General features: G+C 66.2%; 31 protein-coding genes. 20 read left to right on the top strand and 11 right to left on the bottom strand.

The window, feature by feature from the left end; translation table 11 throughout:
- Positions 1 to 36: 36 nt before the first annotated feature.
- Genes cobA through CHB74_RS04705 form a run of 5 tightly spaced genes read left to right on the top strand, consistent with a single transcriptional unit; the run spans position 37 to position 3,927 of the window.
- Entirely contained in the window at positions 37 to 825 is a 789-nt protein-coding gene (cobA, locus tag CHB74_RS04725; protein ID WP_089218455.1) for a uroporphyrinogen-III C-methyltransferase, read from the top strand.
- Positions 822 to 1,118: a DUF2849 domain-containing protein gene (locus CHB74_RS04720; RefSeq protein WP_089218454.1), complete on the top strand. Its 297-nt coding sequence runs from the start codon at positions 822 to 824 to the stop codon at positions 1,116 to 1,118. The genes cobA and CHB74_RS04720 overlap by 4 nt, the downstream gene beginning before the upstream one ends.
- Positions 1,118 to 2,752: a nitrite/sulfite reductase gene (locus tag CHB74_RS04715; protein ID WP_089218453.1), complete on the top strand. Its 1,635-nt coding sequence runs from the start codon at positions 1,118 to 1,120 to the stop codon at positions 2,750 to 2,752. The genes CHB74_RS04720 and CHB74_RS04715 overlap by 1 nt, the downstream gene beginning before the upstream one ends.
- Positions 2,745 to 3,170, top strand: a complete 426-nt coding sequence (locus CHB74_RS04710) for a DUF934 domain-containing protein (protein WP_089218452.1) — start codon at positions 2,745 to 2,747, stop codon at positions 3,168 to 3,170. Before CHB74_RS04715 ends, CHB74_RS04710 begins: the two co-directional genes overlap by 8 nt.
- Positions 3,163 to 3,927 (top strand): phosphoadenylyl-sulfate reductase, encoded by a 765-nt coding sequence (locus CHB74_RS04705; protein ID WP_089218451.1) that lies wholly within the window; start codon positions 3,163 to 3,165, stop codon positions 3,925 to 3,927. Before CHB74_RS04710 ends, CHB74_RS04705 begins: the two co-directional genes overlap by 8 nt.
- A gap of 126 nt (positions 3,928 to 4,053) precedes the next feature.
- Here the strand turns inward: CHB74_RS04705 and CHB74_RS04700 are convergent, their stop codons facing one another.
- The 8 genes from CHB74_RS04700 to CHB74_RS04665 form a co-directional block, all read right to left on the bottom strand.
- Complete coding sequence (locus CHB74_RS04700) at positions 4,054 to 4,527, bottom strand: nuclear transport factor 2 family protein (RefSeq protein WP_089218450.1); 474 nt, start codon at positions 4,525 to 4,527, stop codon at positions 4,054 to 4,056.
- Positions 4,524 to 5,606 (bottom strand): DUF1214 domain-containing protein, encoded by a 1,083-nt coding sequence (locus tag CHB74_RS04695; RefSeq protein ID WP_089218449.1) that lies wholly within the window; start codon positions 5,604 to 5,606, stop codon positions 4,524 to 4,526. Before CHB74_RS04695 ends, CHB74_RS04700 begins: the two co-directional genes overlap by 4 nt.
- An 86-nt stretch (positions 5,607 to 5,692) precedes the next feature.
- Positions 5,693 to 6,472, bottom strand: a complete 780-nt coding sequence (locus tag CHB74_RS04690) for an SDR family oxidoreductase (protein WP_089218534.1) — start codon at positions 6,470 to 6,472, stop codon at positions 5,693 to 5,695.
- Positions 6,462 to 7,715, bottom strand: coding sequence for an NADH:flavin oxidoreductase (locus tag CHB74_RS04685; protein ID WP_089218448.1), 1,254 nt, complete (start codon positions 7,713 to 7,715; stop codon positions 6,462 to 6,464). The genes CHB74_RS04690 and CHB74_RS04685 overlap by 11 nt, the downstream gene beginning before the upstream one ends.
- Complete coding sequence (locus CHB74_RS04680) at positions 7,712 to 8,167, bottom strand: nuclear transport factor 2 family protein (RefSeq protein ID WP_089218447.1); 456 nt, start codon at positions 8,165 to 8,167, stop codon at positions 7,712 to 7,714. Before CHB74_RS04680 ends, CHB74_RS04685 begins: the two co-directional genes overlap by 4 nt.
- A gap of 13 nt (positions 8,168 to 8,180) precedes the next feature.
- Positions 8,181 to 8,936, bottom strand: coding sequence for an SDR family NAD(P)-dependent oxidoreductase (locus CHB74_RS04675; RefSeq protein ID WP_089218446.1), 756 nt, complete (start codon positions 8,934 to 8,936; stop codon positions 8,181 to 8,183).
- Positions 8,937 to 8,938: 2 nt separating this feature from the next.
- On the bottom strand, positions 8,939 to 9,727 hold the full coding sequence (locus CHB74_RS04670) for an SDR family NAD(P)-dependent oxidoreductase (protein ID WP_089218445.1): 789 nt from the start codon (positions 9,725 to 9,727) through the stop codon (positions 8,939 to 8,941).
- A gap of 168 nt (positions 9,728 to 9,895) precedes the next feature.
- Positions 9,896 to 10,831 (bottom strand): alpha/beta hydrolase, encoded by a 936-nt coding sequence (locus tag CHB74_RS04665; protein ID WP_089218444.1) that lies wholly within the window; start codon positions 10,829 to 10,831, stop codon positions 9,896 to 9,898.
- Between the two features lie 93 nt (positions 10,832 to 10,924).
- On the opposite strand from CHB74_RS04665, the gene CHB74_RS04660 reads away from it, so the two are divergent.
- Positions 10,925 to 12,055, top strand: a complete 1,131-nt coding sequence (locus CHB74_RS04660) for a helix-turn-helix transcriptional regulator (protein WP_245842624.1) — start codon at positions 10,925 to 10,927, stop codon at positions 12,053 to 12,055.
- A 16-nt stretch (positions 12,056 to 12,071) separates the two neighbouring features.
- Here CHB74_RS04660 and CHB74_RS04655 read toward each other — a convergent pair whose 3' ends face one another.
- The gene (locus tag CHB74_RS04655) at positions 12,072 to 12,635 is read right to left on the bottom strand and encodes a nuclear transport factor 2 family protein (protein WP_245842622.1); all 564 of its coding nucleotides are present in this window, start codon (positions 12,633 to 12,635) and stop codon (positions 12,072 to 12,074) included.
- A 206-nt stretch (positions 12,636 to 12,841) separates the two neighbouring features.
- Between CHB74_RS04655 and CHB74_RS22225 the strand changes: the two genes are divergently transcribed.
- From CHB74_RS22225 to speD, 10 genes are all read left to right on the top strand, one after another.
- On the top strand, positions 12,842 to 12,982 hold the full coding sequence (locus tag CHB74_RS22225; protein WP_218821384.1) for a hypothetical protein: 141 nt from the start codon (positions 12,842 to 12,844) through the stop codon (positions 12,980 to 12,982).
- Positions 12,979 to 13,668: a uracil-DNA glycosylase gene (gene ung, locus CHB74_RS04650; RefSeq protein ID WP_089218442.1), complete on the top strand. Its 690-nt coding sequence runs from the start codon at positions 12,979 to 12,981 to the stop codon at positions 13,666 to 13,668. Before CHB74_RS22225 ends, ung begins: the two co-directional genes overlap by 4 nt.
- A gap of 82 nt (positions 13,669 to 13,750) precedes the next feature.
- Entirely contained in the window at positions 13,751 to 14,746 is a 996-nt protein-coding gene (locus CHB74_RS04645; protein ID WP_089218441.1) for an SPFH domain-containing protein, read from the top strand.
- A gap of 7 nt (positions 14,747 to 14,753) precedes the next feature.
- Positions 14,754 to 15,422 carry a DUF4178 domain-containing protein gene (locus CHB74_RS04640; protein WP_089218440.1) on the top strand — a complete coding sequence of 223 codons (669 nt, stop codon included), beginning with the start codon at positions 14,754 to 14,756 and terminating at the stop codon, positions 15,420 to 15,422.
- A gap of 1 nt (position 15,423) precedes the next feature.
- The gene (locus CHB74_RS04635) at positions 15,424 to 16,791 is read left to right on the top strand and encodes a DUF4178 domain-containing protein (RefSeq protein ID WP_089218439.1); all 1,368 of its coding nucleotides are present in this window, start codon (positions 15,424 to 15,426) and stop codon (positions 16,789 to 16,791) included.
- A 4-nt stretch (positions 16,792 to 16,795) separates the two neighbouring features.
- On the top strand, positions 16,796 to 16,942 hold the full coding sequence (locus CHB74_RS21915; protein WP_179220720.1) for a hypothetical protein: 147 nt from the start codon (positions 16,796 to 16,798) through the stop codon (positions 16,940 to 16,942).
- A 7-nt stretch (positions 16,943 to 16,949) separates the two neighbouring features.
- Positions 16,950 to 17,165 (top strand): DUF350 domain-containing protein, encoded by a 216-nt coding sequence (locus CHB74_RS04630; RefSeq protein WP_425442235.1) that lies wholly within the window; start codon positions 16,950 to 16,952, stop codon positions 17,163 to 17,165.
- Between the two features lie 133 nt (positions 17,166 to 17,298).
- Positions 17,299 to 18,831, top strand: a complete 1,533-nt coding sequence (locus CHB74_RS04625; protein ID WP_089218438.1) for a polyamine aminopropyltransferase — start codon at positions 17,299 to 17,301, stop codon at positions 18,829 to 18,831.
- A 32-nt stretch (positions 18,832 to 18,863) separates the two neighbouring features.
- Positions 18,864 to 20,477 (top strand): FAD-dependent oxidoreductase, encoded by a 1,614-nt coding sequence (locus CHB74_RS04620; RefSeq protein WP_089218437.1) that lies wholly within the window; start codon positions 18,864 to 18,866, stop codon positions 20,475 to 20,477.
- Positions 20,478 to 20,485: 8 nt separating this feature from the next.
- Positions 20,486 to 20,857 carry an adenosylmethionine decarboxylase gene (gene speD / locus CHB74_RS04615; protein WP_425442234.1) on the top strand — a complete coding sequence of 124 codons (372 nt, stop codon included), beginning with the start codon at positions 20,486 to 20,488 and terminating at the stop codon, positions 20,855 to 20,857.
- 42 nt (positions 20,858 to 20,899) lie between these two features.
- Here the strand turns inward: speD and hisI are convergent, their stop codons facing one another.
- A complete protein-coding gene (gene hisI, locus CHB74_RS04610; RefSeq protein ID WP_089218435.1) occupies positions 20,900 to 21,259 on the bottom strand; it encodes a phosphoribosyl-AMP cyclohydrolase in 360 nt (119 codons plus the stop codon).
- A 125-nt stretch (positions 21,260 to 21,384) separates the two neighbouring features.
- Here hisI and purF point away from each other — a divergent pair, with 125 nt between their 5' ends.
- Together purF and CHB74_RS04600 are read left to right on the top strand one after the other, a co-directional pair.
- Positions 21,385 to 22,845: an amidophosphoribosyltransferase gene (purF, locus tag CHB74_RS04605; RefSeq protein WP_089218531.1), complete on the top strand. Its 1,461-nt coding sequence runs from the start codon at positions 21,385 to 21,387 to the stop codon at positions 22,843 to 22,845.
- Positions 22,842 to 23,582: an SDR family NAD(P)-dependent oxidoreductase gene (locus CHB74_RS04600; protein ID WP_089218434.1), complete on the top strand. Its 741-nt coding sequence runs from the start codon at positions 22,842 to 22,844 to the stop codon at positions 23,580 to 23,582. The genes purF and CHB74_RS04600 overlap by 4 nt, the downstream gene beginning before the upstream one ends.
- A 42-nt stretch (positions 23,583 to 23,624) precedes the next feature.
- Here the strand turns inward: CHB74_RS04600 and CHB74_RS04595 are convergent, their stop codons facing one another.
- Positions 23,625 to 24,098, bottom strand: coding sequence for a GNAT family N-acetyltransferase (locus tag CHB74_RS04595; RefSeq protein WP_245842621.1), 474 nt, complete (start codon positions 24,096 to 24,098; stop codon positions 23,625 to 23,627).
- Between the two features lie 115 nt (positions 24,099 to 24,213).
- Here CHB74_RS04595 and CHB74_RS04590 point away from each other — a divergent pair, with 115 nt between their 5' ends.
- Both CHB74_RS04590 and CHB74_RS04585 read left to right on the top strand, forming a co-directional pair.
- On the top strand, positions 24,214 to 24,660 hold the full coding sequence (locus CHB74_RS04590) for a nuclear transport factor 2 family protein (protein ID WP_245842619.1): 447 nt from the start codon (positions 24,214 to 24,216) through the stop codon (positions 24,658 to 24,660).
- 73 nt (positions 24,661 to 24,733) lie between these two features.
- Positions 24,734 to 26,866, top strand: coding sequence for an FAD-dependent oxidoreductase (locus CHB74_RS04585; RefSeq protein ID WP_089218432.1), 2,133 nt, complete (start codon positions 24,734 to 24,736; stop codon positions 26,864 to 26,866).
- The last annotated feature ends 1 nt before the right edge of the window (position 26,867 follow it).

Raw genomic sequence — 26,867 nt, 5'->3', positions numbered from 1 at the left:
ATTGCGCGGTGCGGCATTCGGGGCCATCTGCCGGCCATGTCCTCGCTTCTCGATCCGCACGCGCGCGGGCGCGTCATCCTCGTCGGTGCCGGGCCGGGTGATCCCGGCCTGTTGACGCTGCGCGCGGTGGAGGCGCTCCGCCAGGCCGATGTCGTCGTCCATGACGGGCTGATCGATCCGCGCGTGCTCGATTTCGCGCCGCCCGCCGCGCAGCGCATCTCGGTCGCCAAGAGCCGCGCGCGCCATACGCTGCCGCAGGAAGCGATCAACGCGCTGATCATCGCGCACGTCAAGACGGGCGCGATCGTCGTGCGGCTGAAGGGCGGCGACCCGTTCGTCTTCGGCCGTGGCGGCGAAGAGGTGGAAGCCGTGCGCGCCGCCGGCCTGAAGGTGGAGGTCGTTCCCGGCGTCTCCGCCGCGCTGGGCTGCGCCGCCGATGCCATGCTCCCCCTCACCCATCGCGACTGGTCGAGCGCGGTCAGCTTCGTGGCGGGCCAGTGCAAGGGCCTTACCGAACAGAATTGGGCGGGGCTGGCCGGCCATGGCCGCACGCTCGTCATCTATATGGGCGTCGCCTGCGCCACGCTGATCGCGGACAAGCTGATGGCCGACGGCGTCGCGCCCGACATGCCGGTGGCGGTGCTCGAACGCGGCACGCTCGAAGGGTCGCGCGCGCTGCGCACCCTGCTCGCCGATCTGGGCGGCATGGTGGAGCGTGAAGAGGTGGTCAGCCCGGCGATCATCGTCGTGGGCGAAGTGGTATTGCTCTCGGACGCCGAAAATCGGCTCCAGGCATTGGCGAAGCAGGCGGAGGCGCTCTCTTGAAGATTCTGACGGGCAATGATCTGGGCACCGGCGATGTCGTCTGGTGGACGGGCAGCGATTGGTCGCGCCACGTCGCCGATGCCGTCGACGTCGACAATCATGGCGAGGCGATCGCCGCCGCCGAGGAGGCCGCCCGCCGCGTCAACGCGCCTTATGTGATCGATGCGGAACAGACGCCGCAGGGGCCCCGCCCCGGCCATATCAAGGATCGCATCCGTGCCGCCGGCCCGACCGTGCGGCTCGATCTCAACATCAAGCCCGCCGATCCCGCGGCGGGAAGCTGGGTGATCTGATGTATAAATACGACCAATATGATCAGGCGATCGTCGACGCCCGCGTCGAGGAGTTTCGCGATCAGGTTCAGCGCCGCCTGGCGGGCGAGATCAGCGAGGACCAGTTCAAGCCGCTGCGGCTGATGAACGGCCTCTATCTCCAGCTCCATGCCTATATGCTGCGCGTGGCGATCCCCTATGGCACGCTCGACAGCCGCCAGATGCGGATGCTCGCCCACATCGCGCGCAAGTATGACAAGGATTACGGGCACTTCACCACCCGCCAGAACCTCCAGTACAACTGGATCAAGCTGGAGGATGCGGCTGATATCCTTGCCGATCTCGCCTCGGTCGAAATGCATGCCATCCAGACGAGCGGCAATTGCATCCGCAACATCTCGTCCGATCAGTTCGCCGGCGCCGCCGCCGACGAAGTGACCGATCCGCGCCCGTGGGCCGAACTGCTCCGCCAGTGGTCGACGTTCCACCCGGAATTCAGCTACTTGCCGCGCAAGTTCAAGATCGCGGTGATCGCGGCGGAGGAGGATCGCGCGGCGGTGAAGCTGCACGATATCGGCCTCCAGATCCATCGCAACGACGCGGGGGAACTGGGCTTCCGCGTGTTCGTCGGCGGCGGCATGGGCCGCACCCCGATGGTGGCGCCCGTGATCCGCGAATTCCTGCCGACGGCGGATTTCGTCAGCTATATGGAAGCGTGCCTGCGCGTCTATAATCGCTATGGCCGCCGCGACAATATCTACAAGGCGCGTATCAAGATCCTCGTGCATGAGATTGGCGCGGAAGAATATGCCCGCCAGGTCGAGGAAGAATGGGCGCATGTGAAGACGCTCGGCCTCGATCCGCCGGCAGGCGAATTCGAACGCATTGCCGCCCATTTCGCGCCGCCCGCGTTCGAAGGCGGCCTGTCAGACGATCTCGATCGCACGGATCCCGATTTCGCGCTCTGGCTCGATCAGAACGTCAAGGCGCACAAGCAGCCGGGCTATGCGATCGTCAATATCAGCCTGAAGCCCGTCAGCGGCATTCCGGGCGATGCCTCGTCCGCGCAGATCGACCTGATGGCCGATCTCGCCGAACGCTACAGCTTCGATGAACTGCGCGTCACCCATGCGCAGAACATCGTCCTGCCGCATGTGAAGAAGGCCGATCTCTACACGATCTGGCAGCAGCTTGAAGCCAATGGCCTCGCCACGCCCAATCTCGATCTGATCAGCGATATCATCGCCTGCCCGGGGCTTGATTATTGCAGTCTTGCCAATGCCCGTTCGATCCCGGTCGCGCAGAAGATCGCCGATCGCTTCGCCGGGCTCGATCGCCAGCGCGATCTGGGCGAGCTGAAGCTCAAGATTTCGGGCTGCATCAACGCCTGCGGCCACCACCATGCCGGCCATATCGGCATTCTCGGCGTCGATCGTAAGGGCACGGAAAACTACCAGCTTCTGCTCGGCGGCTCGGGCGCGGAAGATGCCAGCCTCGGCCGCATCACCGGCCCCGGCTTCGACGAAGACGGCGTCGTCGACGCCATCGAACGCACGGTGGAAAAATATCGCGAGCTGCGAACCGAGGGCGAACGCTTCCTCGATACCTACCGCCGCGTCGGAATGGACCCCTTCAAGGAGGCGATCTATGGTTGAGTTCCTTCGCTTCCGCGATGACGTGCCGCATGAAGAGCCGGCGGTGACGCTCGATGCCTTTCTCGGCCAGACCAACGCCACCGCCGTGCGGCTGGAATCGGATGAGGACGCGCGCAAGCTCCTCCCCCAGCTCGGCCAGCTCGCGCTGATCGAGATCGCCTTCCCCAAGTTTCGCGACGGTCGTGGCTATTCCGCCGCGCGCATTCTGCGCGAGGCCGGTTATGAAGGCGAATTGCGCGCGGCCGGCGACGTTCTCGTCGATCAGATTCCGCTGATGCGGCGTTGCGGGTTCGACAGTTTCGTGCCCGAAGCCGCGATCGATCCGGCCGCGCTGGAACGCGCGCTCGGCCGTTATGACGATGTCTACCAGAAGGCCGCCGACGGGCGCTCGCCCGTGTGGGCGCTCCGCCATGGCTGAGCCGGCGCGCAGCATCGACATGATCGACACGTCCCCGCCCTTTTCGGCCGAGGATGCGGCGCGCCTCAACGCGCGCTTCGAAGGCGTCGATACGGCGACGATGCTGCGCGAACTGCTCCGCGGCGAACTCGCCGGTCGCACGGCGATCGTTTCGTCCTTCGGCGCCGAATCCGCCGTGCTGCTGCATCTCGTGGCGCAGGTCGATACCGAAACGCCGGTTATTTTCGTCAATACGCAGAAGATGTTTGGTGAAACTCTTGCCTATCGGGATGAGCTTTCCGAACGGCTTGGCTTCGTCGATCTCCGCGTCTTTCGGCCAGATCCGCGCATCCTGGCGGACAAGGACAAGACCGGGCTACGCTGGTCCTACGATCCCGATGGCTGCTGCGAGATCCGCAAGGTCGAACCGCTGCGCCGCGCGCTCCAGCCCTTTCAGGCGTGGATTTCGGGGCGCAAGGGTTTCCAGTCGGGCACCCGCGACGCGCTGCCGCGTTTCGAGATCGACGAAGGCCGGCTAAAGATCAATCCGCTCGCGGACTGGCCGAAGGAAAAGCTGGAAGCCTATTTCCACGAACATGATCTGCCCCGCCACCCGCTCGAGGCGCAGGGCTATCTGTCGATCGGCTGCGCGCCCTGCACCAGCGTCGTCAAACCCGGCGAAGACCCCCGCGCGGGCCGCTGGCGCGGCTGGGACAAGGTGGAATGCGGCATCCACGGCGGCCGCACCCCTGGTCCGGACGAAGAACCGGTTTTCTGATCGAACGCCTTCGGCGGCAGCGCGGTGGCCGACACATCAGCACTTGCCGCTCGACATATGAAAAAGCCGGGGAAGCACATGCGCTTCCCCGGCCAAATTCAATCTCGATCGGAGTTCCGCAGCGGCTTACGCCCCCGGCAGCGGCACCCACTCGGCCTTCACGTCCTCGGCCAGCTTGCCCGTCACCACCGCGCGCTGGATCGCCTTGGAATAGCTGATGCGCCAGCCGTCGGCCGTCTTCACATATTCGTCGGCGTAGAAATTGGCGAGCAGGCGGAAGCTGCCTTCGCGCGGGTCATAGTTGACGTAACCCAGGTTCCACCGCGCCTTGGCGGTATCGCCGTCGATGTCGATCTCGCCATTATGGCCGTGATGCACGTCGGTGATCGGCGTGTTCACCGCCATCTGGGTGAAGATACCGATCAGCCCGTCGACATCGAACTCGCCCAGCGGCGGAAAGTCGATCACCGCATCCTTGGTGAAGCAGCCACGGATCTGTTCCACATCCTTGGCGTCGCAGGCGTTCAGATAGCGCGCCTTCAACTTGCGGATGTCGCTTTCGGCTTCGAGACGGGCGATACGGGCTTCGAGATCACTCATGACAGCTTGATAACCTTCGTGGTGGGAACGGGCTTGTCCTTGGCGTCGGTCCAGCGCCACAGCATCGTGCCATGGGCGTGGCCGGCGGTGTCGACCCAATTGCCGAAACCGGGGTCGCGCGCGGCGATGACCAGCGTCACCGTGCCGTCCGGGTTCGGCTTGGCGGTCGTGTCGTTATAGTGAATCTGGTGGAAACGATAATCGAGCGATTCCATCCAGTAATTGTCGAGCTGGAAGTTCCATACCCGGCATTCCGGCACGCTCGTCTCGATCACCAGCGCCTCGTCCGGCGCCAGTTCCCAGGCGCCGTGCAGATAATGGATCATCGGGTCGCCGCCGCCCCTGATGAACAGGCTCTGGTCGACGGTATCGAGCTTGTTCATATGGTCCTTGCGGAACCGCTCGGTCCAGTCGGCGAAGGTCTTCGCCGTGCCCTCGACAAAGCCGGCGACGCGGCCGAGCGCGGTTTCCAGCCGCTCAGGCGTCAGCGGTTCGGGCGTCGGCGGGCCGTCCAGCGTCTCGATACGGATATCGACCGCCTCTTCCTTGGCGCGATCGCCAAAGGTCTGGCGGACGAGCACCATGCTCGAATCCTCGGCGATCGGCAGCCAGTTGCCATTGCCCGGCCGCTCGCGCGAGACGATCAGCTCGAAGCTGCCATCGGCCTCGATATGCATGTCCTCGACGTCGAGTTCGCCGGTCGATGCCATCGTTCCGTCGGTCGCATAGCGATTGGCCTTCGATCCGAAGGTCAGGATCGGCACCGTGCCGCGCTTGCCGCTGATGCGGTAGCTGCGGTCCGACGTGATCGTCGCGTTCAGATAATGATTGTCGGGGTTATCGGCACCGATCTTCGCGGTCTGGTGGCTCGCCTGGTAAAAGCCCGGAAAATCGGGATCGGCGAATTCCAGGTTCATTTCCAGCGCGATGCGCAGCAGGCGCGTCAGGTAACGATAGCCCTCGGCACGATCGAGCGGCGTGTTCGCCGCGTCCGCACCCAGCACCACGTCACCCGCTTTTTCCAGCCTGCGGCAAAAGTCCCGCCAGGCCTCGCCCGACATGACCTTGTCGTCGCTCATCACAATCACTCCAGCATGCACAACAATGCCGCCACGCTGCACCCGGGCAGCGATGGCGGCTAGACCCTGATGAGGCCGTGTTGCGCTTATGGGGCCATATACTGGCCGCCATTGACGTCGAGCACCGCACCGGTGACGACGCGGGCATAATCCGAAAGGAAGAACAGCACCGCCTTGGCGCAGTCACCTTCCGGCGGAATGATGCCCAGCGGGATGCGGGCGGTGATCTCGGCGACCAGCGCGTCGCGATCGGCGCCGCCGGCCACCGCGCGGTCGATATAATCATAAACCGGCTGCCCGCCGATCCAGCCCATCCGCGTGTGGTTCACCCGCACGCCATATTTGCCGAAATCATTGGCCATGTGGCGCGACAACACGTTCAGGCCGCCCTTGCCGGTGGCATAGCCGCCCTCGCCGGTGAAGGGATTGACGGTGGACATGGTCGATACGTTGACGACCGCGCCGTCCTTCTTCGCCTTGAAGGTCGGCAACACCGCCTGCGTCATCCGCATCGCGCCCAGGCAGTTCACGTCGAATACCTGCGCATAATCCTCGGGATCGGCTTCATCCACCGGCAGCCAGGCGCCGTGGATGTAGGCAGTGTTGACGAGGCCATCGATCGTGCCGAACGCCTCCAGCGTCGCCGCCGCCATGGCCTGGCAGGCCTTGGCGTCGGAAATGTCGGTGGGCACGGCGATCGCCTCGCCGCCATTGGCCTTGATGTCGGCCGCAACCTCCTCGATCAGCCCCTTGCTGCGTGCGCCCAGCGCCACGCGCGCACCTTCGGCCGCCGCGATGCGGGCCAACGCCTGGCCCATCCCGGCGCCCACGCCACTGACGATGACAACCTTGTTCTTAAGCAGCATGGTCGCGCTCTCCTGCATATATCTGGTTCAGCTTGGGATCGATCGCATTGCCCACTTCGGGGCAATAAGTGCCGGACGGGCCGTACATCACGACAACGCAGCGGTTGCACGCGGTGCAGCCCGATTTGTCCGCGGTGCCGGCCTTCCACTGCGAAACCAGCGTCGGATCGTGGATCAGCGCGCGCGCGATGGCGACGGCATCGAAGCCCTCGCCCAGCGCCGCCTTGGCCGCCGTCAGCGATTGCACGCCGCCCAGATAGCACAGCTTGACCTTGCGGTTCGGGCCGAGCGCCGCCTTCAGCGTCAGCGCGTCTTCCATCAGGTAATTTTGGCGGAAGGGCGGGATCTTGGGCACGCTCATCTTCAGGATGGCGAATTGCAGCTTACCGGCCCAGGTCCGCTGCAGCGTCGCCATCTCGTCATAAGGCAGCGCGCTGCCGAACATCTTCCAGGTGGATTCGATGTTGCGGCCGGCCGAAAGCACCAGCATGTCGCAACCCGCCGCCTCCAGCGCGCGCGCGGTGACGATCGTGTCCTCGATCGTGGCGCCCTTCTTCACGCCATCGACCAGATTGATCTTGGCGATCACCGCCAGCCGGTCGCCCACCGCCTGCTTCACCGCCGCGAGCACCTCCGCCGGGAAGCGCGCGCGATTTTCGGCCGAGCCGCCATATTCGTCGCGACGGAAATTGCTGAGCGGCGAGATGAACTGGTTGAGCAGATAGCCATGGCCCATGTGCAGTTCGATCGCATCGAACCCGGCCTGTTCGCAGCGCAGCGCCGCGGCGGCGAATTCATCGCGCACCATGTCCATGTCGGCACGCGTCATCGCGCGCTGGAAGGGCCGGCCCATCAGCAGGCCCATCTTGTCGATCCCGCCCGATGACGACATCGCGCGCGGGGTCGACAGGTCCTTGATCTGGCAGAAGCTGCCGCCATGGGTGATCTGGGCCGATGCCTTGCCGCCCGCCGCGTGGATCGCGTCGGTGATCGCGCGATAATGGGGCACGCTTTCGTCGGACATCGTGCCCTGGCTCGGCAGTGTGCGCCCGTCCTTCGACACCGCGATATAAGCGAGCGTGGTCAGCCCCAGCTCATTTTCGGCATAGGCCTGATGGAAGTTCAGCAGCGCCTTGGTCGGGTTCATCTGCTTGTTCTTCGTCTCGTTCGCGCCCGAACGGATGAAGCGGTTCTTGATCGTGATCGGCCCGATCTGGACGGGCGAAAAGGGGTCGGCACTCATTTCTGGTCTCCGGCAAGCGATGCGGGCACATCCTTGGCCCAGGGCGCGATCTCGGTTCGCCGGGCGATCCGCCAGCCATCGGCCGTGCGGATCAGCTCGTCCGAATAGGTCGCGCCGATGAAAAAGATCTGGCCGCCCTTTTCGGGCAGCATCTGCATGGGGTTGAACAGCATCGTCATCGCCGTGGCGCGGGTGCCGTCCTGCGGGTCGAAACGGATCTGCGGCAGGCCGATCAGGTGCTGGGTGGTGCCGAAGCCGTTAAGCGCGGAAACCAGCCAGGGCTTGATCTCCGCCCAGCCGCCGGCGCGCCCGCCCGTCGCGCGATAATCGCATCGCGCGTCGGGCAGGAACACCGCGTCCAGCCGGTCGATATCCTTGGTGTCGAGCGCGAACACATAGTCCGTCAACAGCGCCTGAATTTCCAGGATGTCGGAAATACGGTCGATATGCATCGCGCTCGGCTCCTCAGCCGTCGAAATTGGCCTGGCCGCCGTCCAGCGGAATGGTCGCGCCGGTCAGGTAACTGAAGCTCGGGCCGCACAGCGCCGCCACCGCCTCGCCGATATCCTCCTCGCAACGGCCGATACGGCGCAGCGGGATGGTCTTGAAGAACGCCTCGGCTTCCGCCGGCCGCGCCTCGATCCAGCTCTTCAGGCCGGGGCTGTCGGCATGCGGCGCGATGTTGAGCACGCGGATGCCTTCCGGGCCCCATTCCGCCGCCGCCGCGCGGGTCAGCGCCTGGATCGCCTTCTTCACCGCCGCATAGGGGCCATAACCGGCCATATCCCAGCGGATCGTGGCGGACGAGGTGAGGTTGATGATCACGCCGCCGCCGCGTTCCGTCATCGACGCGCGGCACGCCTTCATCATCCGCATGGTCGCGATCGGGCCGCTCTCGAACCCCGCGAGGAACGCCTCGTCGGTCACCTTGTCCAGCGTTCCCAGCGGCACTTCCTGCGCATTGTTGACCAGGATGTCGACGCCGCCAAAGGCCTCGATCACCTGCGCGGTGGCCGCCTTGATCGCTTCGGCATCCTTGATGTCGACATGGAAGCCGCGCGCGCCATTGCCGCACTCTTCCGCCGTCGCTTCAACCTTGGCGAGCGTGCGGCCAAGCAGGGCGACCTTCGCGCCGTGGCGGGCGAGCGCGAGCGCGATGCCGCGCCCCACGCCCTGCCCCGCACCGGTGACGATCGCGATCTTGCCTTCAAGCGGCTTCACGCTCACGCCCCCAGCCCTTCCGGCGCACCCGGCAGAACCGGCTGGAAATAGCCCGACGACCAGCCGCCATCGACGGCATATTCGGCGCCGGTGACATAGCTCGCTTCATCGCTGACCACGAAGGCCGTCACCTTCGCCACCTCTTCCGGCGCGCCGATGCGCAACAGCGGCATCCGCTCCATGCCTTCATTCTCGCGGCCGTCGGTCTTGTTGCCGGGGTTGCCCATTTCGGTGTTGATGCCGCCCGGATGGACCGAATTGACGCGCACGCCGCGCGGACCAAGCTCGAACGCCAGGCTCTTGGAAAGGCCGCGCACCGCCCATTTCGACGCGGTGTAGACGGTCAGGCCGTTGCAGCCGCGCAGACCATCGACCGACGAGATGTTGACCACGCAGCCATTGCCGCTGGCCGTGAGCGCCGGCGCGCAATGCTTCACGCCCAGGATCACGCCCTTGATGTTGATGCCGAGCACCTTGTCGATATCGTCGGCCGAAACCTGCTCGATCGCGGTATAGTGGACGACGGCCGCATTGTTCACCAGCGTCGTCAGCTTGCCGAAGCGCGTCGTCGCGGTCTTTACGGCATTGGCCCAGTCGTCCTCGTTGCGGACGTCCATCTTCACGAACGCCGCCGCGTCGCCAAGCTCCTTCGCCAGCGCCTCGCCCTTTTCGACCAGGATGTCGCCGATCACCACCTTGGCGCCGCGCTCCACGAACAGCCGCGCCGTCGCAGCGCCCATGCCCTGCGCGCCACCGGTGACAATCGCCACCTTCCCCTCAAGCCTGCTCATAGCCTCTCCACGAAAGAATCCGGCCGGGGTGGATCCTCGGCTCTCGCCCGTGATCCTCCCCGGCCCGTTCTTCAGTGTCAAGCAGATGCGGTTCAGGCAACCGCTTTCATACCGCAAAATCGCACGTCAAAGCCGCACGATGTCACGATTGCGTAATCCGCGACGGATTTACGCGGAAACGACATCCCCCAGCGAACGCCGCAGGTCGCTTGCGCCGACCTGGATCGCCTCGGCCGATGCCGGCAGCACGCCGACCATGCTGGCAAAGCCGTGGAACATGCCGTCGGCGCGGCGCAGCGTCACCGCCACGCCGGCTTCTTCCAGCTTTTCGGCATAAGCCTCGCCCTCGTCGCGCAGCGGGTCCAGTTCCGCCGTGACGATCGTCGCGGCCGGCAGCCCGGCCAGGCTCGCGGCGCGGATCGGCGCTGCCAGCGGATCGGGGTTGGCGACGTTCGCCTCGCCCACATATTGTTCCCAGAACCAGCGCATCATCGGCCCGGTCAGGAAATAATCGGTGCCGTTTTCGGTATAGGATGCGTTGTCGAAATCGCTGTCGATCACCGGATAGATCAGGAACTGGTGCGCGATCTTCGGCCCGGCTTCGCGCGCCTTCAGCGCCACCGCCGCCGCCAGATTGCCGCCGGCGCTGTCGCCGCCCACCGCGATCCGCGTGCCATCCACATCAGCGCCGGCCTGCCCTTCGGCCACCGCGCGCACCGCCGCGTAGCAGGCGTCCAGCGGCCCGGGGAAAGGCGCTTCCGGCGCGCGCGGATAATCGACAGAAACCACCGCGATATGCGCGGCCTCGGCAATCGCGCGGGCCAGCGGGTCATGCGTTTCCAGATTGCCCGAAACCCAGCCGCCGCCATGGAAGAACACCAGCACGGGCAGCGTCTGCCCCGGCTCGGGATGGTAAAGCCGCGCCGGCACCTCGCGCCCGTCAGCCTTCAGCACGATATCCTTCACCGCCGCGATGTCCGCCTTGGGGAAAGGCATCGGCATGTCATCCGCCACGCGCGCGTTCGCCACCGTGAAAGGCGGCGTACACAAAGGCGATTGCTTCATCATTTCCAGGATTTGCTGGACCATCGGATCGAGCGCCATTCGAATCTCTCCCTTGCGGTGTTCGCGTCACTATATATCGGCCGGCACCATCCGCGCTTGCCGTTGCAGCGCCGTGAGATAGAACAGCGCGCCATGACGAACCCGGTCCAAATGGACGATCCCGCCGAAACCCTGCTGCCGTCGTCGCTGCTCGACGCGCTTTATGGCGGCCTGCTCGATGCAGCGCCATGGGAAGGTTTCCTGCGCGTGCTGCAGGCCTGGCTCGATTCGTCCTATGCCACGCTGATTCTTACCGTTCCCGGCGCCAGCACGCCGGGCATGTGGCTCACCCCCGGCGCCGATCCGCAGGTGGCGGAGGATTATCTGGATTTCTTCACCGCCGATCCCTTCATCGGGCTGCCGGAAGGCGAAGTCGTCCTCTTCGCCGATTTCGTCGATCAGACGGCCAAGCAGAATGCCGAATTCCGTCGCGCCTTCCTGGAAGCGGCCGGGGGCGATCAGATCCTCGGCGTCGATCTGCGCGCGACCTCGGGCTTCGAGGCGCGAATCCGCGTGACGCGCGATCAGAGCCGCCCGCATTTCGATCGCGCCGCGCGTGATCGGCTGCAGGCGCTCGTCCCCCATATCCGCACCGCCATCCGCCTCTACGAACGGCTCGCCACCATCGGCACCGAACAGGGCGTGTTCCAGGGCGCGATCGAACAGATGGCGGTGGCCACGATCATCCTCGATCATGGCGGCCGCATCCTGCGCACCAATGCGCGGGCGGATCTGCTGCTCGGCCAGGCCGACGGCATCGTCCGCACCGGCGATCGGCTGGTGCTGGGCGGGCGCGATGAACAGAAGGCGCTCGAAACGCTGCTCCGCACGCTCGGCGCCGAAAGCGATCCGCGCACCGTGCCGCCGGTTCGCCTCCGTCTCGAACGCCCGTCGGGCGCGCGCGATCTCGCCATTGTCGGCCAGCCGGTCGCCGGCCCCGCCTTCATGCGCGGCGGCGCCGCCGCCGCCGTCGCCCTGTTCGTCTCCGAGCCCGGCGCGCGCACTGGCCCCAGCCCCGAAGCGATCCGCGATCTCTTCCAGCTCACGCCCGCCGAAGCCCAGCTTGCCGCCGCGCTGGCCAACGGCGCCTCGCTGATCGACGCGGCCGATCGCCTCGGCGTCACCCACAACACGGTCCGCGGCCACCTCCGCGCGATCTTCGCCAAGACCGGCGTCCGCCGCCAGTCACAGCTCGTCCACCTCCTCAACGCGCGCCTGCCCTAAAACCCAGCCACCCCGATCAGGCGGCCGTGCGCGCCTTCCAGTGCAGCAGATGGTCGATATTGCGCCGCTGGTCCGGCGTCCGGCCGGTCCGCGCCAACTGGTGCGCGGTGATCGCGATCTCCGGGCGCAGCGGCTCGAACGCCTCCCACACCCGGTCATATTCGGTGCGCGCGATCAGCCATGTGCCGTCGCGCCGGACATATTGGTCGCGATAGATCAGGCAGCCGGAGGTGATCTCCTTCCGGTCGAGCGCGATGTGGAAATCCTCGCAATACCAGATCCCTTCCGCCGCATCGGCGCCGGTGAAACGGATGTCAGGCAGATGCGCGTGGTGCATGGTGATCATCTGCGAATGATGCGCATTCATCAGGAAATCGATCATCTCGTCGACGCCCGCGCAGCGCGCGATATAGGCACCACCGCGATATTCCACGGTCACGTCGGGCGTGAACAACTGACGCAGCAGCGCCTCGTCGCAGGTATCGGTCGCACGGCAATAGCGGCTCTTGAGCTGCTTGATCTCTTCGAGGTCCGACAATTGCTCCGGCGTAAAGGCCACCATCTCGCTCTCCTTCGGCATCGTCTCCGGCGGAACAGCTTATGCCGCCCGGTCGAGCTGCGAAGCGAAATCACCGTCGCCCGGCGCCCGCGGCATTCTTTATGTCGGCATTTCCGATGCGCGGCGCTCGGCACCGTGTCCGTCGCCACCTTTTCCTCACCACCATTTTCCTCTCCCGCCCGGAAAAACATGATGCCCGGCGGCGGCTTCGCCCCTATCGTTGGGCCATGAAGAAGGAAGTCGTCGCTCTTTTCCTGCTCGTGGTGTTGCTGCTGCCGATGCTGGCGGGCATCCGCCGCATCCGCAACCTGCCCCGCACGCCCGCGGACGAGCCCGCCGACGACAGCGATGGGGACAAAGCCGAATGAACGACGCGATCAGGCTTCACGAAAGCTGGAAGACCCCGCTCGCGCTCGAATTCGCCGCCCCGCACATGCAGGCGCTGAAGGATTTTCTGGTCGGGGAAAAGGCGAAGGGCGCGCGCATCTTTCCCAAGGGCAGCGAATATTTCCGCGCGCTCGATCTCACCCCGCTCGATCAGGTGCGCGTCGTCATCCTCGGGCAGGATCCCTATCATGGCGAAGGCCAGGCCCACGGCCTCTGCTTCTCGGTTCAGCCGGGTGTCCGCACGCCGCCGTCGCTCGTCAATATCTACAAGGAAATGCAGGCCGATCTCGGCATCGCGCGGGCACCCCACGGCTTCCTCGAACATTGGGCCAAACAGGGCGTCTTGCTATTGAACAGCGTTCTCACGGTCGAAATGGGCCGCGCCGCATCGCATCAGGGCAAGGGCTGGGAAAAATTCACGGACGCAGTGATCCGCGTCGTCAACGAACAGGCCGGCCCCACCGTGTTCCTGCTGTGGGGCGCCTATGCCCAGCGCAAGGCCGCCTTCGTCGATGGGTCGCGCCACCTTGTCCTCAAGGCCGCGCACCCATCGCCGCTATCGGCGCATAACGGCTTTCACGGCTGCCGCCACTTCTCGCAGGCGAATGCCTTTCTCGAAGCAAAGGGCCTCGCGCCGATCGATTGGGCGCTGCCCGAAGAAGTGTAACAACATCCTAACACACCGGCATTTCCCCGCGCGCGAATTCGGGTTATGCCGTTCACATCTCAACCGCGTTTGGGGACCGGTCATGGGTCTGTTCGATTTCCTGTCCAAGCAACTGATCGACGTCATCGATTGGGTGGAAGAACCCGGCGAGTTGGCCGAGCGCGTGCCGATGAAGGATCGCGAGATCCAGAACGGCGCACAACTCACGGTGCGCGAAGGCCAGGTCGCCGCCTTCTTCAACGAAGGCCAGATCGCGGACATGTTCGGCCCCGGCCTCTACACGCTCGAAACCTCGACGCTGCCGATCCTCACCTCGCTCCGTAACTGGGACAAGGGCTTCAAATCGCCCTTCAAGTCGGACGTGGTGTTCTATTCGCTCAAGGAACAGATCAACCTCAAATGGGGCACCGCCCAGCCCGTCACCATTCGCGACAAGGAATTGGGGCCGATCCGCCTGCGCGCTTTTGGCAGCTATTCGTTCAAGGTCGATAAGGTCGCGGCCTTCACCTCCACGCTGGTCGGCACGCTCGAACGCGTCACCGTCGCCGATATCGAGCCGCAGCTGCGCGCCGCGATCGCCACCGCGCTCGCCACCGGCCTTGGCGGCGGCAGCGTTCCCTTCCTCGACCTCGCCGCCAACCAGACGGCGCTGTCGCAGGCATTGAAGGATGCGGTGAACCCCGCCTTCGCCCAATGGGGCTTGTCGCTCTCCAGCTTCTTCGTCGAAAGCCTGAGCCTGCCGGACGAGGTGCAGAAGCATCTCGACAAGGCAAGCTCGATGCGCGTGCTCGGCGATCTCGATCGCTACGCCAAGTTCCAGGCGGCCGAAGCGATCGAAACGGCGGCGGCCAATCCGGGCGGCATCGCCGGCATCGGCGCGGGCGTCGGCGCGGGCGCGGCGATCGGCCAGGCGATGGCCTCCGGGCTTGGCGCGGGCGGCGGCGGGGCTGCCGCCCCTGCCCCGGCGGAAGATCCCTTCGCCCTCGTCGAAAAGCTGCACAAGCTGCTCACCATCGGCGCGATCAGCCAGGAGGAGTTCGACGCCAAGAAGGCGGAGTTGCTGAGCCGGATCCGCTGACCGCCGGATGCAGACGGTCAACTGCCCCAATTGCGGCGCGGAAGTCACCTTCCGCTCGCCCGCGCTGCCGATCCGGGTCTGCGATTATTGCCATACGGCGGTGATGCGGATCGAGGATGGCGTGCGGGCCATGGGGCAGATCGCCGTCCTCCCCTTCGATGTCAGCCCGCTCCAGATCGGCAGCCGCGGCCGGGTGGATGGCCAGGCTTTCGATATTGTCGGCCGCGTCCGCTGGGGCTGGGGCGATGGCTTCTGGAACGAATGGCTGATGCTGTTCGGCGATGGCACCCACGCCTGGCTGGGCGAAGCGATGGGCGATTTCATGTTCCTGCGCGAACAGGATGTCGGCTCCCTTCGCTCGCGCCTGCTCAAGCGGCTCGTTCAGTCGGGCGAGGCCGCGCCGGGCGAAGAAGCGCAGGAAGCCGGCATCGCCTATAAGGTAGTCGATCAGCGCATCGCCACCTGCGTCGGCAGCGAAGGCGAACTGCCCTTCACCGCCCCGGCCGACTGGTTGGTCTACAGCGTCGATCTGCGTTCGCCGGGCGGGGAATGCGCCAGCTTCCAGCGCGATCGCAACCAGGCCAGCTTCTATGTCGGCCGCTATGTAACGCTGGCCGAACTGCGCATGTCCGGCCTCCGCCAGATCGAGGGCTGGGCCGCGCCCAGCTACGCCTGACATGGCCGGCCCCTGGGATACGGCCCCGCCGCCGCCGTCCGAACCATCCGCCCCACCGCCCGGCACGCCACCCGCCAAGGCTGGCCCCGCGCCGGCGACGCAGGCGCTCGCCTGTCCGTCCTGCGGCGGCACGATCGAACTGAAGGCGGCCGGCTATACGGTCACGGTGGTCTGCCAATATTGCGGATCGGTGCTCGATGTCGCCAATCCCGATGTCCGCATCATCAAGGAATATCACGAGGCGGCGGCCCAGCTCACCATTCCGCTCGGCACGCGTGGCGAAATCCGCGGCATCGAATGGGAAGCGATCGGCTATCTCCAGAAATCGGAGGACGGCTTCACCTGGGAGGAATATCTCCTCTTCAACCCCTATCACGGCTATCGCTGGCTGATCACCGACGGGCGGGGCTGGAGCTTCGGGACGATGCTCACCCGGCTGCCGCAATCGGGCCGCTTCGGCACCGAACTCGCGGTCGATGGCCAGTCCTACCGCCATTTCGTCGATGGCCGCGCGCACGTCGATTATGTCCTGGGGGAATTTTACTGGCGCGTCCGCGCGGGCGATACGGTGCGCACGGCCGATTATGTCCGCCCCGGCTGGATGCTGTCCTGGGAAGGCAGCGGCGCGGAAGATAGCTGGACGGTATCGGAACTGCTGAAACCCGGCGACGTGAAACGCAGCTTCGGCGCGGGGCTGTCCGGCGGGCAGATGGCCGGCACGCCGATGCCGCACCAGCCATCGCCTTATACCGGCATCCTGCGCCCGGCGATGCTGTTCGCAGGGATCGCCGTCGCCGCGCTCTTCATCCTGACCATGTTGTTCGGCGGCAGCAGCCGGCTGTTCAGCGAACGCGTGACGATCGAACCGGATCGCACCGGCCGCTCGATCACCCTCGGCCCCATCCAGCTCGATCGTTCGTGGCAGGCCGTCACCATCGAGGCGCAGGCCCCCGCGCTCGACAATGCGTGGGTCGATCTCGATTATTCGCTGGTCGATCGCAAGACGCAGCAAAGCTACGACGCTTACGGGCTGGCCGAACGCTATTCGGGCTATGACAGCGACGGCAGCTGGAGCGAAGGATCGCGCACCGCCGCCACCAAGATGGCGATGCTGCCCGCCGGCACCTACGATCTCCTCGTCGATGCCGAAGCGCATAACTGGACGGGCGCGATGCGCGAGGTGGAGGTGCAGATCGCGGTCGAACGCGGCGCCACCTTCTGGAGCAATCTGGTGTTCGCCCTGATCCTCATCCTGTTGCCCGTCGGGCTGATCTTCTGGCGGCACTTCCGCTTCGAAACCGCCCGCCTTGGTGAGAGCGATCGCGGCGCCACCAGCGAGGACATCCTCGCATCCCTGGGCGGAAGGTGATCGCATGGGCTGGCGCGCATTTCTCTACGGTCTCTGGTGCCTCGGCATCGTCGGCGCCTATCTGGCCGCCGCCGTGGTCGGTTATTCCCCGTTCGCCGATGGCGGCCGATCCGCGTTTCGCGTCGTCAGCTACGGCCCAACCCACAAATAAGGAGGCGATGATGGTCACAAGCGTGCCCGTGCTGCTCAACACCCTGCTCTATGCCGGCGTCGGCATGGTCGTGCTCGTCGTCGGCTTCGTCCTCCTCGATCTGCTGACGCCCGGCAAATTGTGGGAAGAAATCAACGACAAGCAGAACCGCGCCGTCGCCATCTTCGCTGGCTCGGTGGCGCTCGCGCTGGCGATCATCATCGCCGCTGCCATCCACGGGTGACGGCGGTTTCGCCATTCCCCATTCGCACCATCCCCGCGAAGGCGGGGATCCATATTGTCCAACGTTGCGGTTCCATGCAGGCCATTGCGTCGCTGGATTCCGGCCTTCGCGGGAATGACGAAGCAGAAGTTCGGTGACCGATACGTCCTCCTCCCGCCCCCGCCCCTCGCCCGCCGTCCTCGCGCTGATCGCCTCCGCGTTCGTGGTGGCGACCTGCGGGCTCGTCTACGAACTGCTCGCCGGCACGCTCGCTTCCTATCTGCTGGGTGATAGCGTCACCCAATTCTCCACGGTCATCGGCGCCTATCTGTTCGCCATGGGCATCGGCAGCTGGTGTTCGCGCTATGTAACGCGCGATGAACTGCGCCTGTTCGTCCGGGTCGAAATCCTGATCGCATTGATCGGCGGCTGCCTTGCGGCGGTGCTGTTCCTGCTGTTTCCGATGATCGATCATTTCCGCATCGCGCTTTACGCGCTGGTGCTCGGCATCGGCTTCCTCGTCGGGCTGGAAATCCCCCTTCTGCTCCGCATCCTGCGCGCCGATTTCGAGTTTCGCGATCTCGTCTCGACCGTCCTCACCTTCGATTATGTCGGCGCGCTCGCCGCCTCGCTGCTCTTTCCCCTGATCCTGATGCCGCATCTCGGCATGATCCGCACCGGCTTCCTGTTCGGCCTCGCCAATGTCGGCGTGGCGCTCGCCCTGATGTGGCTGCTGCCGTCGAGCGCGCGGCTGGGCTTGGAAAAGGCCGCCGGCATCCTCGTCGCACTGGCGCTCGCGGCAGGCTTCGTCGGGGCGGAACGGTTGCAGCGGCTGGCCGAGGTCGCCGCTTATGAGGAACCCGTGATCTACGCCGCCTCCACCCCCTTCCAGCGCATCGTGCTAACGCGCGGGGGCGATGACCTGCGGCTGTTCCTCAACGGCAATCTGCAATTCTCCTCGCGCGACGAATATCGCTATCACGAGGCGCTGGTGCATCCCGCGCTCGGCCGGGTCACGCGGCCCGCCCGCATCCTCATCCTCGGCGGCGGCGATGGCCTCGCCGCGCGCGAGGTGTTTCGCCATCCCGGCGTCGAAAGCGTCACGCTGGTCGATCTCGATCCGGAAATGACGCGCCTGTTCGCCAACAGCCCGATGCTCGCCCGGCTCAACAAGGGCGCGCTCGCCGATCCGCGCCTCAAGGTCGTCAATGCCGATGCCTTTCGCTGGGTGCGCGATGCGCGCGGGCCTTATGACGCGATCATCGTCGATTTTCCCGATCCCACCGATTTCTCGGTCGGCAAGCTCTACACCAAGACCTTCTACCAGCAGGTCCACCGGCTGCTCGGCCCGGGCGGCATGATGGTGGTCCAGTCCACCTCGCCGCTCATCGCGCCCGGCGCCTTCTGGACGGTGGCGACCACGCTTGAAGCCGCCGGCTTCGCCACCCGCCCCTATCATGTCTATGTGCCCAGCTTCGGCGAATGGGGCTTCGTCCTCGCCGCGCACGGCCCGATCGGCGATGCCGTCCGCATCCCTTCCGGCGGCCGTTTCCTGACCGCGCGGGACGAACCCCGCCTGTTCGATTTCCCACCGGATATGGCGCGCCGCCCGACCCCGGTGAACCGGCTCGACAATCAGGCCCTCGTTCGCGAATTCGCCGACGAATGGGGGCGCTATGAAGGCTAGGCCCTTCCCCCGATCCTGCGGCCCGATCATCCATGCCTGATCGCCGCACCGTCATCGCCGGCCTTGGCGTTGGCGCCGTCGCGGCTGCCGGCGGCACGGCGTGGCACCTCCGCGATCCCGCCATGCCCGGCGCGCTTGGCGGTGCCGACATGGCCCGCGGCCACGCCTTGCGCGACGGCGGCTTCCCGCCCCCTTCGATCGAGGAACAGGCCGGCATCGTCATCGCCGGCGGCGGCGTTGCCGGCCTGTCCGCCGGCTGGGCGCTGGCCGAAGCCGGCTTCGACGATTTCACGCTGCTCGAATTGGAAGACGCGACGGGCGGCAACGCGCGCGCCGGCCGCAACGCCACCTCCGCCTTCCCGCTGGGCGCGCATTATCTGCCCGTCCCCAATCGCGAGGCAAAGGCGCTGCGCGCGCTGCTCACCCGGCTCGGCATGGTCGTCGGCGAGAAGAATGGCGCACCGCTCTACGATCCCTATCAGCTCTGCGCCGATCTTCAGGAACGGCTCTTCTATCAGGGCCGCTGGCAGGAAGGGCTGATCCCCCGGCGCGGCCTCAGCGAAACGGACGAGGCCGATCTCGCCGCCTTCGCCGCCGCCATGGCCGCTTTTTCGGCCCGTATCGGCCAGGATGGCCGGCCCGCCTTCGCCATTCCCATGGCCTATAGCAGCCGGGACGCCGATCTCCTCGCGCTCGATGCGATCAGCTTCGCTATATGGCTCGATCGGCAGGGCTGGCATTCCCCCGTGCTGCGCGGCCATGTCCGCTATTGCATGCGCGACGATTATGGGTGCGAGGCGGATCAGGTCTCGGCATGGGCGGGCATCCACTATTTCGCCGGGCGGCGCGGCTGGGCCGCCGACGATGCCGGCGATAACGAACTCACCTGGCCGGAAGGCAATGCACGGCTCACCACCGCGCTCTCCGCGCGGATCGGCAAGCGGATCGCGCCCGCGCGCATCGTCCACCGCGTCGCGCGCGATGGTGGCGGCGTGGTAGTGGACAGCTTCGATGTCGCGCGCAACGCCACGGTCCGCACCCGCGCGCGCGCCGCGATCATCGCCGTCCCGCATTTCATCGCCGCGCGCATCGCGCCGGAAGCCGCCCCGCAGGCGCACGGCTTCGGCTATGCGCCATGGATCGTCGCCAATGTCACGGTCGATCGCCTGCCGGCCGGGCGCGGCGCCAAGCTCGCCTGGGACAATGTGTCATGGACCAGCGAATCGCTCGGCTATGTCGTCGCCACGCATCAGGGCCCGGCCGCGCGCGCGGCGGGCAGCGTGCTCACCTGGTATCTGCCGCTTTCGCGCATGGCGCCCGCCGCCGCGCGCCGGCTGATGGTGGAACGGCCGCTGCACGACTGGCAGGCCATGGTCCGCGATGATCTGCTCGCCATGCACCCCGATCTCGAAGGCGCGATCCGCGCGATCCACATCTGGCGCTGGGGCCATGCGATGATCCGCCCGGTGCCCAATTTCCTGTGGACCACCGCCCCGGCCGCCGCCGCCGCCGCGCAAGCGCCCTTCTTCCTCGCCCATAGCGACCTGTCCGGCCTGTCGCTGTTCGAAGAAGCGCATTATCGCGGCCAACTCGCCGCCGAAGGCGCGATGGCGCATCTCGGCCATGCCTTCGCATCCATGCTATGAGCCGCTTCGTGACCTCACCGCCCCCTTATGACGGCCGCCACCTGATCGCCGATCTCCACGGCTGCGCGCGCCTCGACGATGCCGCTCATGTCGAAACCGTGCTGCGCGATGCGGCGGCGGCGGCCGGCGCCACCGTCCTCGACGTGCGCCTCCACGCCTTCGGGCCAGGCCAGGGCGTCACCGGCGTCGCGCTCCTCGCCGAATCCCACATCTCGATCCATAGCTGGCCCGAAACCGGCTATGCCGCGATCGATTGCTTCCTCTGCGGCCGCGCCCACGATCTCGATGCCGCGCTGGCGGTGATCGTCGCGGGCCTCGGCGCCACCCGCGTCGACCGGCAGGTGATCGCGCGGGGCTATGGGGTGACGCAGATTCGCTGAATCCGTTCGAACCTCCGCTCGAAGCAAACGGGGTTCAGCGTCCTAAACCCGCACCAGCCCTCCGCCCTCGATCTTCCGGTAGAAACAGCTCACCGCGCCCGTGTGGCAGGCGGGGCCTGCCGGTTCGGCCTTGATCCAGATCGCATCCTGATCGCAATCGACGCGCATCTCGACCACCTTCAGCACATGGCCGCTGGTCTCGCCCTTGCGCCACAATTTGCCGCGCGATCGCGACCAGAAGGTCGCCTCGCCCGATGCGATCGTCGCCTCCAGCGCCTCGGCGTTCATATGCGCCACCATCAGCACGTCGCCCTTCGCCGCATCGGTGACGACGGCGGTAACGAGCCCAGCGGCATCATATTTCGGCAGCAGCTCGGCGCCGGTTTCGCGGTCCTGATCCATGGCGAAAAGCAGCTATCTTGGCGGCCCCGACGGCGCAAGCAGCAACATCTCGGTCACAAAGGGGCGACAAATCGCAAAGGCCACCCTATATGCGCGCCAATTCCATCCCCGACGGGCGCCAGGCGATGATCACCACCAATCCTTTCGACGACGACAAGCTGCGCGAGGAGTGCGGCATTTTTGGCATTTGGGGCGCTGAAACCGCCTCGGCGATGGTGGCGCTCGGCCTCCACGCCCTCCAGCATCGCGGGCAGGAGGCCGCCGGCATCGTCAGCTGGGACGGCCGTTCCTTCCACGCGCATCGCGCCATGGGCCATGTCGCCGGCAATTTCGATCGCGACGATGTGATTCGCAGCCTTCCGGGCCATGTCGCCTGCGGCCATGTCCGCTATTCCACCACCGGCGAAACCGCGCTGCGCAACGTCCAGCCGCTCTTTGCCGAACTGTCGTCGGGCGGCTTCGCCGTCGCCCATAACGGCAACATCTCCAACGCGATGAAGCTTCGGCGCGAACTCGTCCGCCGCGGCTCGATCTTCCAGTCGACCAGCGATACCGAGACGATCATCCACCTCGTCGCCACCTCCACCTATCGCACGCTGCTCGATCGCTTCATCGACGCGCTGAAGCGGGTCGAAGGCGCCTATTCGCTGATCTGCATGACGCCGGAAGGCATGATCGCCTGCCGCGATCCGCTGGGCATCCGCCCGCTGGTCATGGGCCGCATCGGCGATGCCTATATCTTCGCGTCGGAAACCGTCGCGCTCGATGTCGTCGGCGCCACCTTCCTCCGCCAGGTCGAACCGGGCGAAATCGTCATCGTCTCCGAACAGGGCGTGAAGTCGCACCGGCCGTTCGCGCCGGTTTCGCCCCGCCCCTGCATCTTCGAGCATGTCTATTTCTCGCGCCCGGATTCGATCGTCGATGGTTCGTCGGTCTATGGCGTGCGCAAGAAGATCGGCGCGCAGCTGGCGATGGAAAATCCGGTCGATGCCGATCTGGTCGTGCCCGTGCCCGATTCGGGCGTGCCGGCGGCCATCGGCTATGCCCAGCAGTCGGGCATTCCGTTCGAACTCGGCATCATCCGCTCGCATTATGTCGGCCGCACCTTCATCCAGCCGGGCGATCAGGTGCGCCACCTCGGCGTGAAGCTCAAGCATAACGCCAACCGCGAACTGCTCGATGGCAAGCGCATCGTGTTGATCGACGATTCGATCGTGCGCGGCACCACCAGCGTGAAGATCCTGCAGATGCTGCGCGATGCCGGCGCCAAGGAGGTGCATCTGCGCATCGCCAGCCCGCCGACGCGCCATAGCTGCTTCTACGGCGTCGATACGCCGGAACGCGCCAAGCTGCTCGCCGCACAGATGACGGTGGCCGAAATGGCGAACTATATCGGCGCCGACAGCCTCGCCTTCGTCTCGGTCGACGGCCTCTACAAGGCGCTGGGCGAAGATCTGCGCGAAGAAGGCAGCCCGCAATATTGCGATGCCTGCTTCACCGGCGAATATCCCACCCACCTCACCGATCAGGATGAAGTCGCCCCCGCCGACCAGCTTTCGCTGCTCGCCGAACGGGTCGTCGCGTGAGCCTGAGGCCGCTGGACGGCAAGACCGCTCTCGTCACCGGTGCCTCGCGGGGCATCGGCGCCGCCACGGCCGAAACGCTGGCGGCCGCCGGCGCGCACGTCATCCTCACCGCGCGGACGCCGGGCGGCTTGGAAGCGGTGGAAGGCCGCATCCACGAAGCCGGCGGCACCGCCACGATCGCGCCGATGGACCTCACCGACGGCGAAAGCATCTCGCGCCTCGCCGCCGCCATCGGCGGCCGCTGGCCCCGGCTCGATATCCTCGTCCTCAATGCCGCAATGCTCGGCACGCTCTGCCCGGTCCCGGCGATCGACGGCAAGGAATTCGCCCGCGTCCTCGCGCTCAACGTCGTCGCCCAGCAGGCGATTCTCGCCGCCTTCGATCCGCTGCTCCGCGCGGCCGAAGGGGCACGGGTGATCGGCATCACCTCCAGCGTCGCCCAGCGCCCGCGCGCTTATTGGGCGGCCTATGCCGCGTCCAAGGCCGCATTCGAAAACCTGCTGCTCACTTATGGCGATGAACTCGCCAATCTCGGCGATGTTCGCGTGGCGATCGTCGATCCCGGCGCCACCGCCACCCGCATGCGTGCGCAGGCCTTCCCCGGCGAAGATCCGGCAACGATCCAGCCCGCCTCCACCGTCGCCGATGCGATCCTCGGCCTCCTCGCCGAAGATTTCGCCTCCGCCACGCGCCTCCGCGTCGCCGGCGCCACCCCCAGCAACCCGCACGCTGGCTGACAAAGGGGCACGCCATTCGCGCGTGCCCACCCTGCCCAGCCTTCACCGGATCAGGCGCTTTTCCATGCTGAAATTGTGGATCGGCACCGCATCGATGGCGAAATCATTGCGGCCAGTCAGCGTGAAGCCGTGCCGTTCGAACAGCGGCCGCGCCAGTTCGCTCGCCTCGACATAGATCCGCGTGATGCCGCGTCGCCGGGCTTCGGTCTCCAGCGCGCGATAGAGCGCGGTGCCGACGCCCATGCCTTCGGCTTCCGGCGCGGCATATAGGAAGTCGAGATGCCCGTCCGGCTCCAGATCGCCATAGCCCAGCCGCGCGCCCGCCTCGTCCTCGGCGATCAGCACCAGCCGGCCATCCGCACAGCGCGCTGCCATGCGCTCCACATCGGCGCGGCCGGCCCACGCTTCCACCTGCGCCGGCGTGTAGGCGCGCGGGCCGAAATGACGCACCGACCGGGCATAGAGATCGGCCAGATGCGGCGCGTCTGCCGGTTCATATAAGCGGATGCGGATCACCGCTTCGGCCTAGGCCGCCGCACCCGTGCCGGCAACCGCCGCATGCCATCTACTCCAAACCGACTATGCACCCGTGCCCCTTGGCGCATAGGCTCCCGAAAAAACGGAGAGGATGATGACGACGCCGGAAAATCGCGCGCTGTTCCTGAAGATGCTCGATGCGCTGGGCCGAAAGGATTTCGATGGCTTCCAGGCGTGCCTAGCGGATGACGTGCTGCTCGAATGGCCTTTCCCGGTGATGGAAGGTTTCCCGGCGGAGGCGCGCGGCGCGCGCTGGTTCCGCGACAGCCTGGAAGCCAGTTGGGTCGATTTCGCGCCTTATGCCTATCGCGTCGTCGCGGTGCACGACATGGCCGATCCCGACGCGCTGGTCGCCGAATATACGTCGCACAGCACCTATCTGCCGACGGGCGCGCCTTATGAGAACGCCTATGTCAGCGTGGTCGAGTTCGCCGACGGGCGGATCAGCCGCTGGCGCGAATATCTGAACCCGCAGGTGATCGCGCGCACGCTGGCGCCCGGCGCCGCCTGGACGGAAGATCGCGGGCCGGTGCCGGCCTGACTGAGCGCGGGCCCACCCGTTTCAAAAAGCAAAAAATGGCCCAAATGGCCGGTTGAGAGGACGATAGCCCCTTATGGCGCAGAGTTTCGCGCATTTGCTCCAGCCCGGCCGGATCGGCGCGATGGAGCTCAAGAACCGCATCTTCATGACGCCGATGGGCTCCAACCTCGCGGACGAGGACGGCATCACCGGCGATCGGCTCCGCGCTTATTATGTGGAACGCGCCAAGGGTGGCACCGCGCTCATCACCATGGGATCGGTGTCGATCGGCTACCCCGAAGGATCGGGCAACTGGCGAAACGAGGCGATCGCCGATGATCGCCATGTCCCTGGCGTCCGCGCGCTGGCGGACGAGTTGCACGCCCACGGAGCGAAGCTCGCCATGCAGCTCCAGCATGCCGGCCTGGTCGCGATGAACGACATGCGTGACGGCCGCCCCTTGTGGACGCCATCCGAACCGCTGATCGGCAAAGACAGCGGCGACATGATGGATGGCTTCCTGGAGGATGAATATCGCATCTTCACCGCGCCGATGGCCGCGATGGGCGAGATCCGTTACCGCGTGATGACCGCGCAGGATATCGAGGAACTGGTCCAGATGTTCGCGTCCGCCGCCGTCCGCGCGGTGTCCGCCGGGGTCGACGCGATCGAGCTACATGCCGGCCACGGCTATCTCATCTCCTCCTTCCTCAATCCGCTGATCAACCGCCGCACCGACGATTATGGCGGCTCGATCGAAAATCGCGCGCGGCTGCTGTGCGACATCATTCGCGGGGTGAAGAAGGCGGTCGGCCCCGGCGTTCCGGTATGGCCGCGCCTCGATAGCCAGCATTTCCTGATCGACGGCGGCGTCACGGTGGAAGATGCCATCGTCACCGCCCGCCTTGCCGCCGAAGCGGGGGCGGACGCGATCCACGTCACGGCGGACGGCCATCCGGGGCGCGGCGCCACCTATTCCACCGGCCATGCGACCGACAATCGCAACGCCTTCGTTCCCGCCGCCGCGCGCATCCGCGCCGCCGCCGGCGTGCCCGTCATCTGCCCCGGCCGGATCGAACCCGCCGACGCCGATCGCTTCATTGCGGAGGGCAAGCTCGATTTCGTGACGATGGGCCGCAAGCTGCTCGCCGATCCCCACCTCCCGGCCAAGCTCGCTGCGGGCAAGCCGGAAAGCGTGCGGCCCTGCATCTATTGCTACACCTGCATCAGCCAGATCTTCTTCAGCCGCCCGGTCCGTTGCGCGGTCAATGCCGAAACCGGTTTCGAACGCGAACGCGCGCTCCTGCCCGCACTCAAGCCCAAGCATGTTGCCGTCGTCGGCGGCGGCCCCGCCGGCATGGAAACCGCCCGTCGCCTCGCCAAAAAGGGCCATCGCGTCACCCTGATCGAAATGTCGAGCCGGCTCGGCGGTACCGCCCGCTTTGCCTCGATCGCTTATGCCCCCAATCAGGGCATCGTCGATTGGCTGAAGCGCGAAGTGGCCGAAGCCGGCATCACGCTGATGCTCAACCGCCGCGCCACGCCCGAGCTGCTCGCTTCGCTCGGCGTCGACGAAGTGGTCGTCGCCACCGGGGCGAAACGGGCCATGCCGCCCATTCCGGGTGCCGACATGCCTCACGTCTTTTCGGGCGACGACATGCGCCGCCTGATGCTCGGCCTCGATCTCGATACGCTTACCGACAAGACCGACTGGACGACGCGCACCGCGATGAAGCTCGGCGCGCTCACCGGGTTGACCGCACGGCCCGGCTTCATCCGCGCGGCGAGCGGATATTGGATGCCATTCGGGGAACGCATCGCCATCATCGGCGGCGAACTGGTCGGGCTGGAACTGGCCGAATTCCTCGCCAAGCGCGGACGCAAGGTCACAGTGCTGGACGATGCCGCGAAGTTCGGTGCCGGCCTCCAGGTCGTCCGCCGCTGGCGCGTGCTGGACGAGATACGCGAACTCGGCGTCACCTTGCTTCCGCAAGCGCATGACGTGGAGATTCTCGACGGGCAGGTCCGCTACACCAACCCCAATGGCCAGCAACGCACGATCGCCGCCGAACAGGTGATCGTCGCCAAGGGGGCAACTGGCGACGAAAGCCTTGCCGATGCCCTGCGCGCCGCTGGCTTCACCGTTCACACCGCCGGCGATTGCACCGGCGTCGGCTATATCGAAGGCGCGATGCACGACGCCGCCGAACTCGCGAAGGAGATCTGAA

It is taken from the genome of Edaphosphingomonas laterariae, from assembly GCF_900188165.1.
Lineage (GTDB): Bacteria > Pseudomonadota > Alphaproteobacteria > Sphingomonadales > Sphingomonadaceae > Sphingomonas_E > Sphingomonas_E laterariae.
The sequence above is the reverse complement of the archived record's forward strand: the minus strand, read 5'-3'. Positions and strand labels throughout refer to the sequence as shown.

Excerpts from the sequence above, each read along its gene's own strand:
- purF (WP_089218531.1), top strand. The coding sequence starts at position 21,385 with ATGATCACCACCAATCCTTTCGACGACGACAAGCTGCGCGAGGAGTGC.
- CHB74_RS22225 (WP_218821384.1), top strand. The coding sequence starts at position 12,842 with ATGAAGAAGGAAGTCGTCGCTCTTTTCCTGCTCGTGGTGTTGCTGCTG.
- CHB74_RS04630 (WP_425442235.1), top strand. The coding sequence starts at position 16,950 with ATGATGGTCACAAGCGTGCCCGTGCTGCTCAACACCCTGCTCTATGCC.
- CHB74_RS04700 (WP_089218450.1), bottom strand. The coding sequence starts at position 4,527 with ATGAGTGATCTCGAAGCCCGTATCGCCCGTCTCGAAGCCGAAAGCGAC.
- CHB74_RS04655 (WP_245842622.1), bottom strand. The coding sequence starts at position 12,635 with ATGCCGAAGGAGAGCGAGATGGTGGCCTTTACGCCGGAGCAATTGTCG.
- CHB74_RS04665 (WP_089218444.1), bottom strand. The coding sequence starts at position 10,831 with ATGGCGCTCGATCCGATGGTCCAGCAAATCCTGGAAATGATGAAGCAA.
- CHB74_RS04715 (WP_089218453.1), top strand. The coding sequence starts at position 1,118 with ATGTATAAATACGACCAATATGATCAGGCGATCGTCGACGCCCGCGTC.
- CHB74_RS21915 (WP_179220720.1), top strand. The coding sequence starts at position 16,796 with ATGGGCTGGCGCGCATTTCTCTACGGTCTCTGGTGCCTCGGCATCGTC.
- CHB74_RS04710 (WP_089218452.1), top strand. The coding sequence starts at position 2,745 with ATGGTTGAGTTCCTTCGCTTCCGCGATGACGTGCCGCATGAAGAGCCG.
- CHB74_RS04620 (WP_089218437.1), top strand. The coding sequence starts at position 18,864 with ATGCCTGATCGCCGCACCGTCATCGCCGGCCTTGGCGTTGGCGCCGTC.
- CHB74_RS04705 (WP_089218451.1), top strand. The coding sequence starts at position 3,163 with ATGGCTGAGCCGGCGCGCAGCATCGACATGATCGACACGTCCCCGCCC.
- cobA (WP_089218455.1), top strand. The coding sequence starts at position 37 with ATGTCCTCGCTTCTCGATCCGCACGCGCGCGGGCGCGTCATCCTCGTC.
- CHB74_RS04640 (WP_089218440.1), top strand. The coding sequence starts at position 14,754 with ATGCAGACGGTCAACTGCCCCAATTGCGGCGCGGAAGTCACCTTCCGC.
- CHB74_RS04585 (WP_089218432.1), top strand. The coding sequence starts at position 24,734 with ATGGCGCAGAGTTTCGCGCATTTGCTCCAGCCCGGCCGGATCGGCGCG.
- CHB74_RS04590 (WP_245842619.1), top strand. The coding sequence starts at position 24,214 with ATGACGACGCCGGAAAATCGCGCGCTGTTCCTGAAGATGCTCGATGCG.
- CHB74_RS04645 (WP_089218441.1), top strand. The coding sequence starts at position 13,751 with ATGGGTCTGTTCGATTTCCTGTCCAAGCAACTGATCGACGTCATCGAT.
- CHB74_RS04635 (WP_089218439.1), top strand. The coding sequence starts at position 15,424 with ATGGCCGGCCCCTGGGATACGGCCCCGCCGCCGCCGTCCGAACCATCC.
- CHB74_RS04680 (WP_089218447.1), bottom strand. The coding sequence starts at position 8,167 with ATGCATATCGACCGTATTTCCGACATCCTGGAAATTCAGGCGCTGTTG.
- CHB74_RS04685 (WP_089218448.1), bottom strand. The coding sequence starts at position 7,715 with ATGAGTGCCGACCCCTTTTCGCCCGTCCAGATCGGGCCGATCACGATC.
- CHB74_RS04690 (WP_089218534.1), bottom strand. The coding sequence starts at position 6,472 with ATGCTGCTTAAGAACAAGGTTGTCATCGTCAGTGGCGTGGGCGCCGGG.
- ung (WP_089218442.1), top strand. The coding sequence starts at position 12,979 with ATGAACGACGCGATCAGGCTTCACGAAAGCTGGAAGACCCCGCTCGCG.
- hisI (WP_089218435.1), bottom strand. The coding sequence starts at position 21,259 with ATGGATCAGGACCGCGAAACCGGCGCCGAGCTGCTGCCGAAATATGAT.
- CHB74_RS04695 (WP_089218449.1), bottom strand. The coding sequence starts at position 5,606 with ATGAGCGACGACAAGGTCATGTCGGGCGAGGCCTGGCGGGACTTTTGC.
- CHB74_RS04660 (WP_245842624.1), top strand. The coding sequence starts at position 10,925 with ATGACGAACCCGGTCCAAATGGACGATCCCGCCGAAACCCTGCTGCCG.
- CHB74_RS04670 (WP_089218445.1), bottom strand. The coding sequence starts at position 9,727 with ATGAGCAGGCTTGAGGGGAAGGTGGCGATTGTCACCGGTGGCGCGCAG.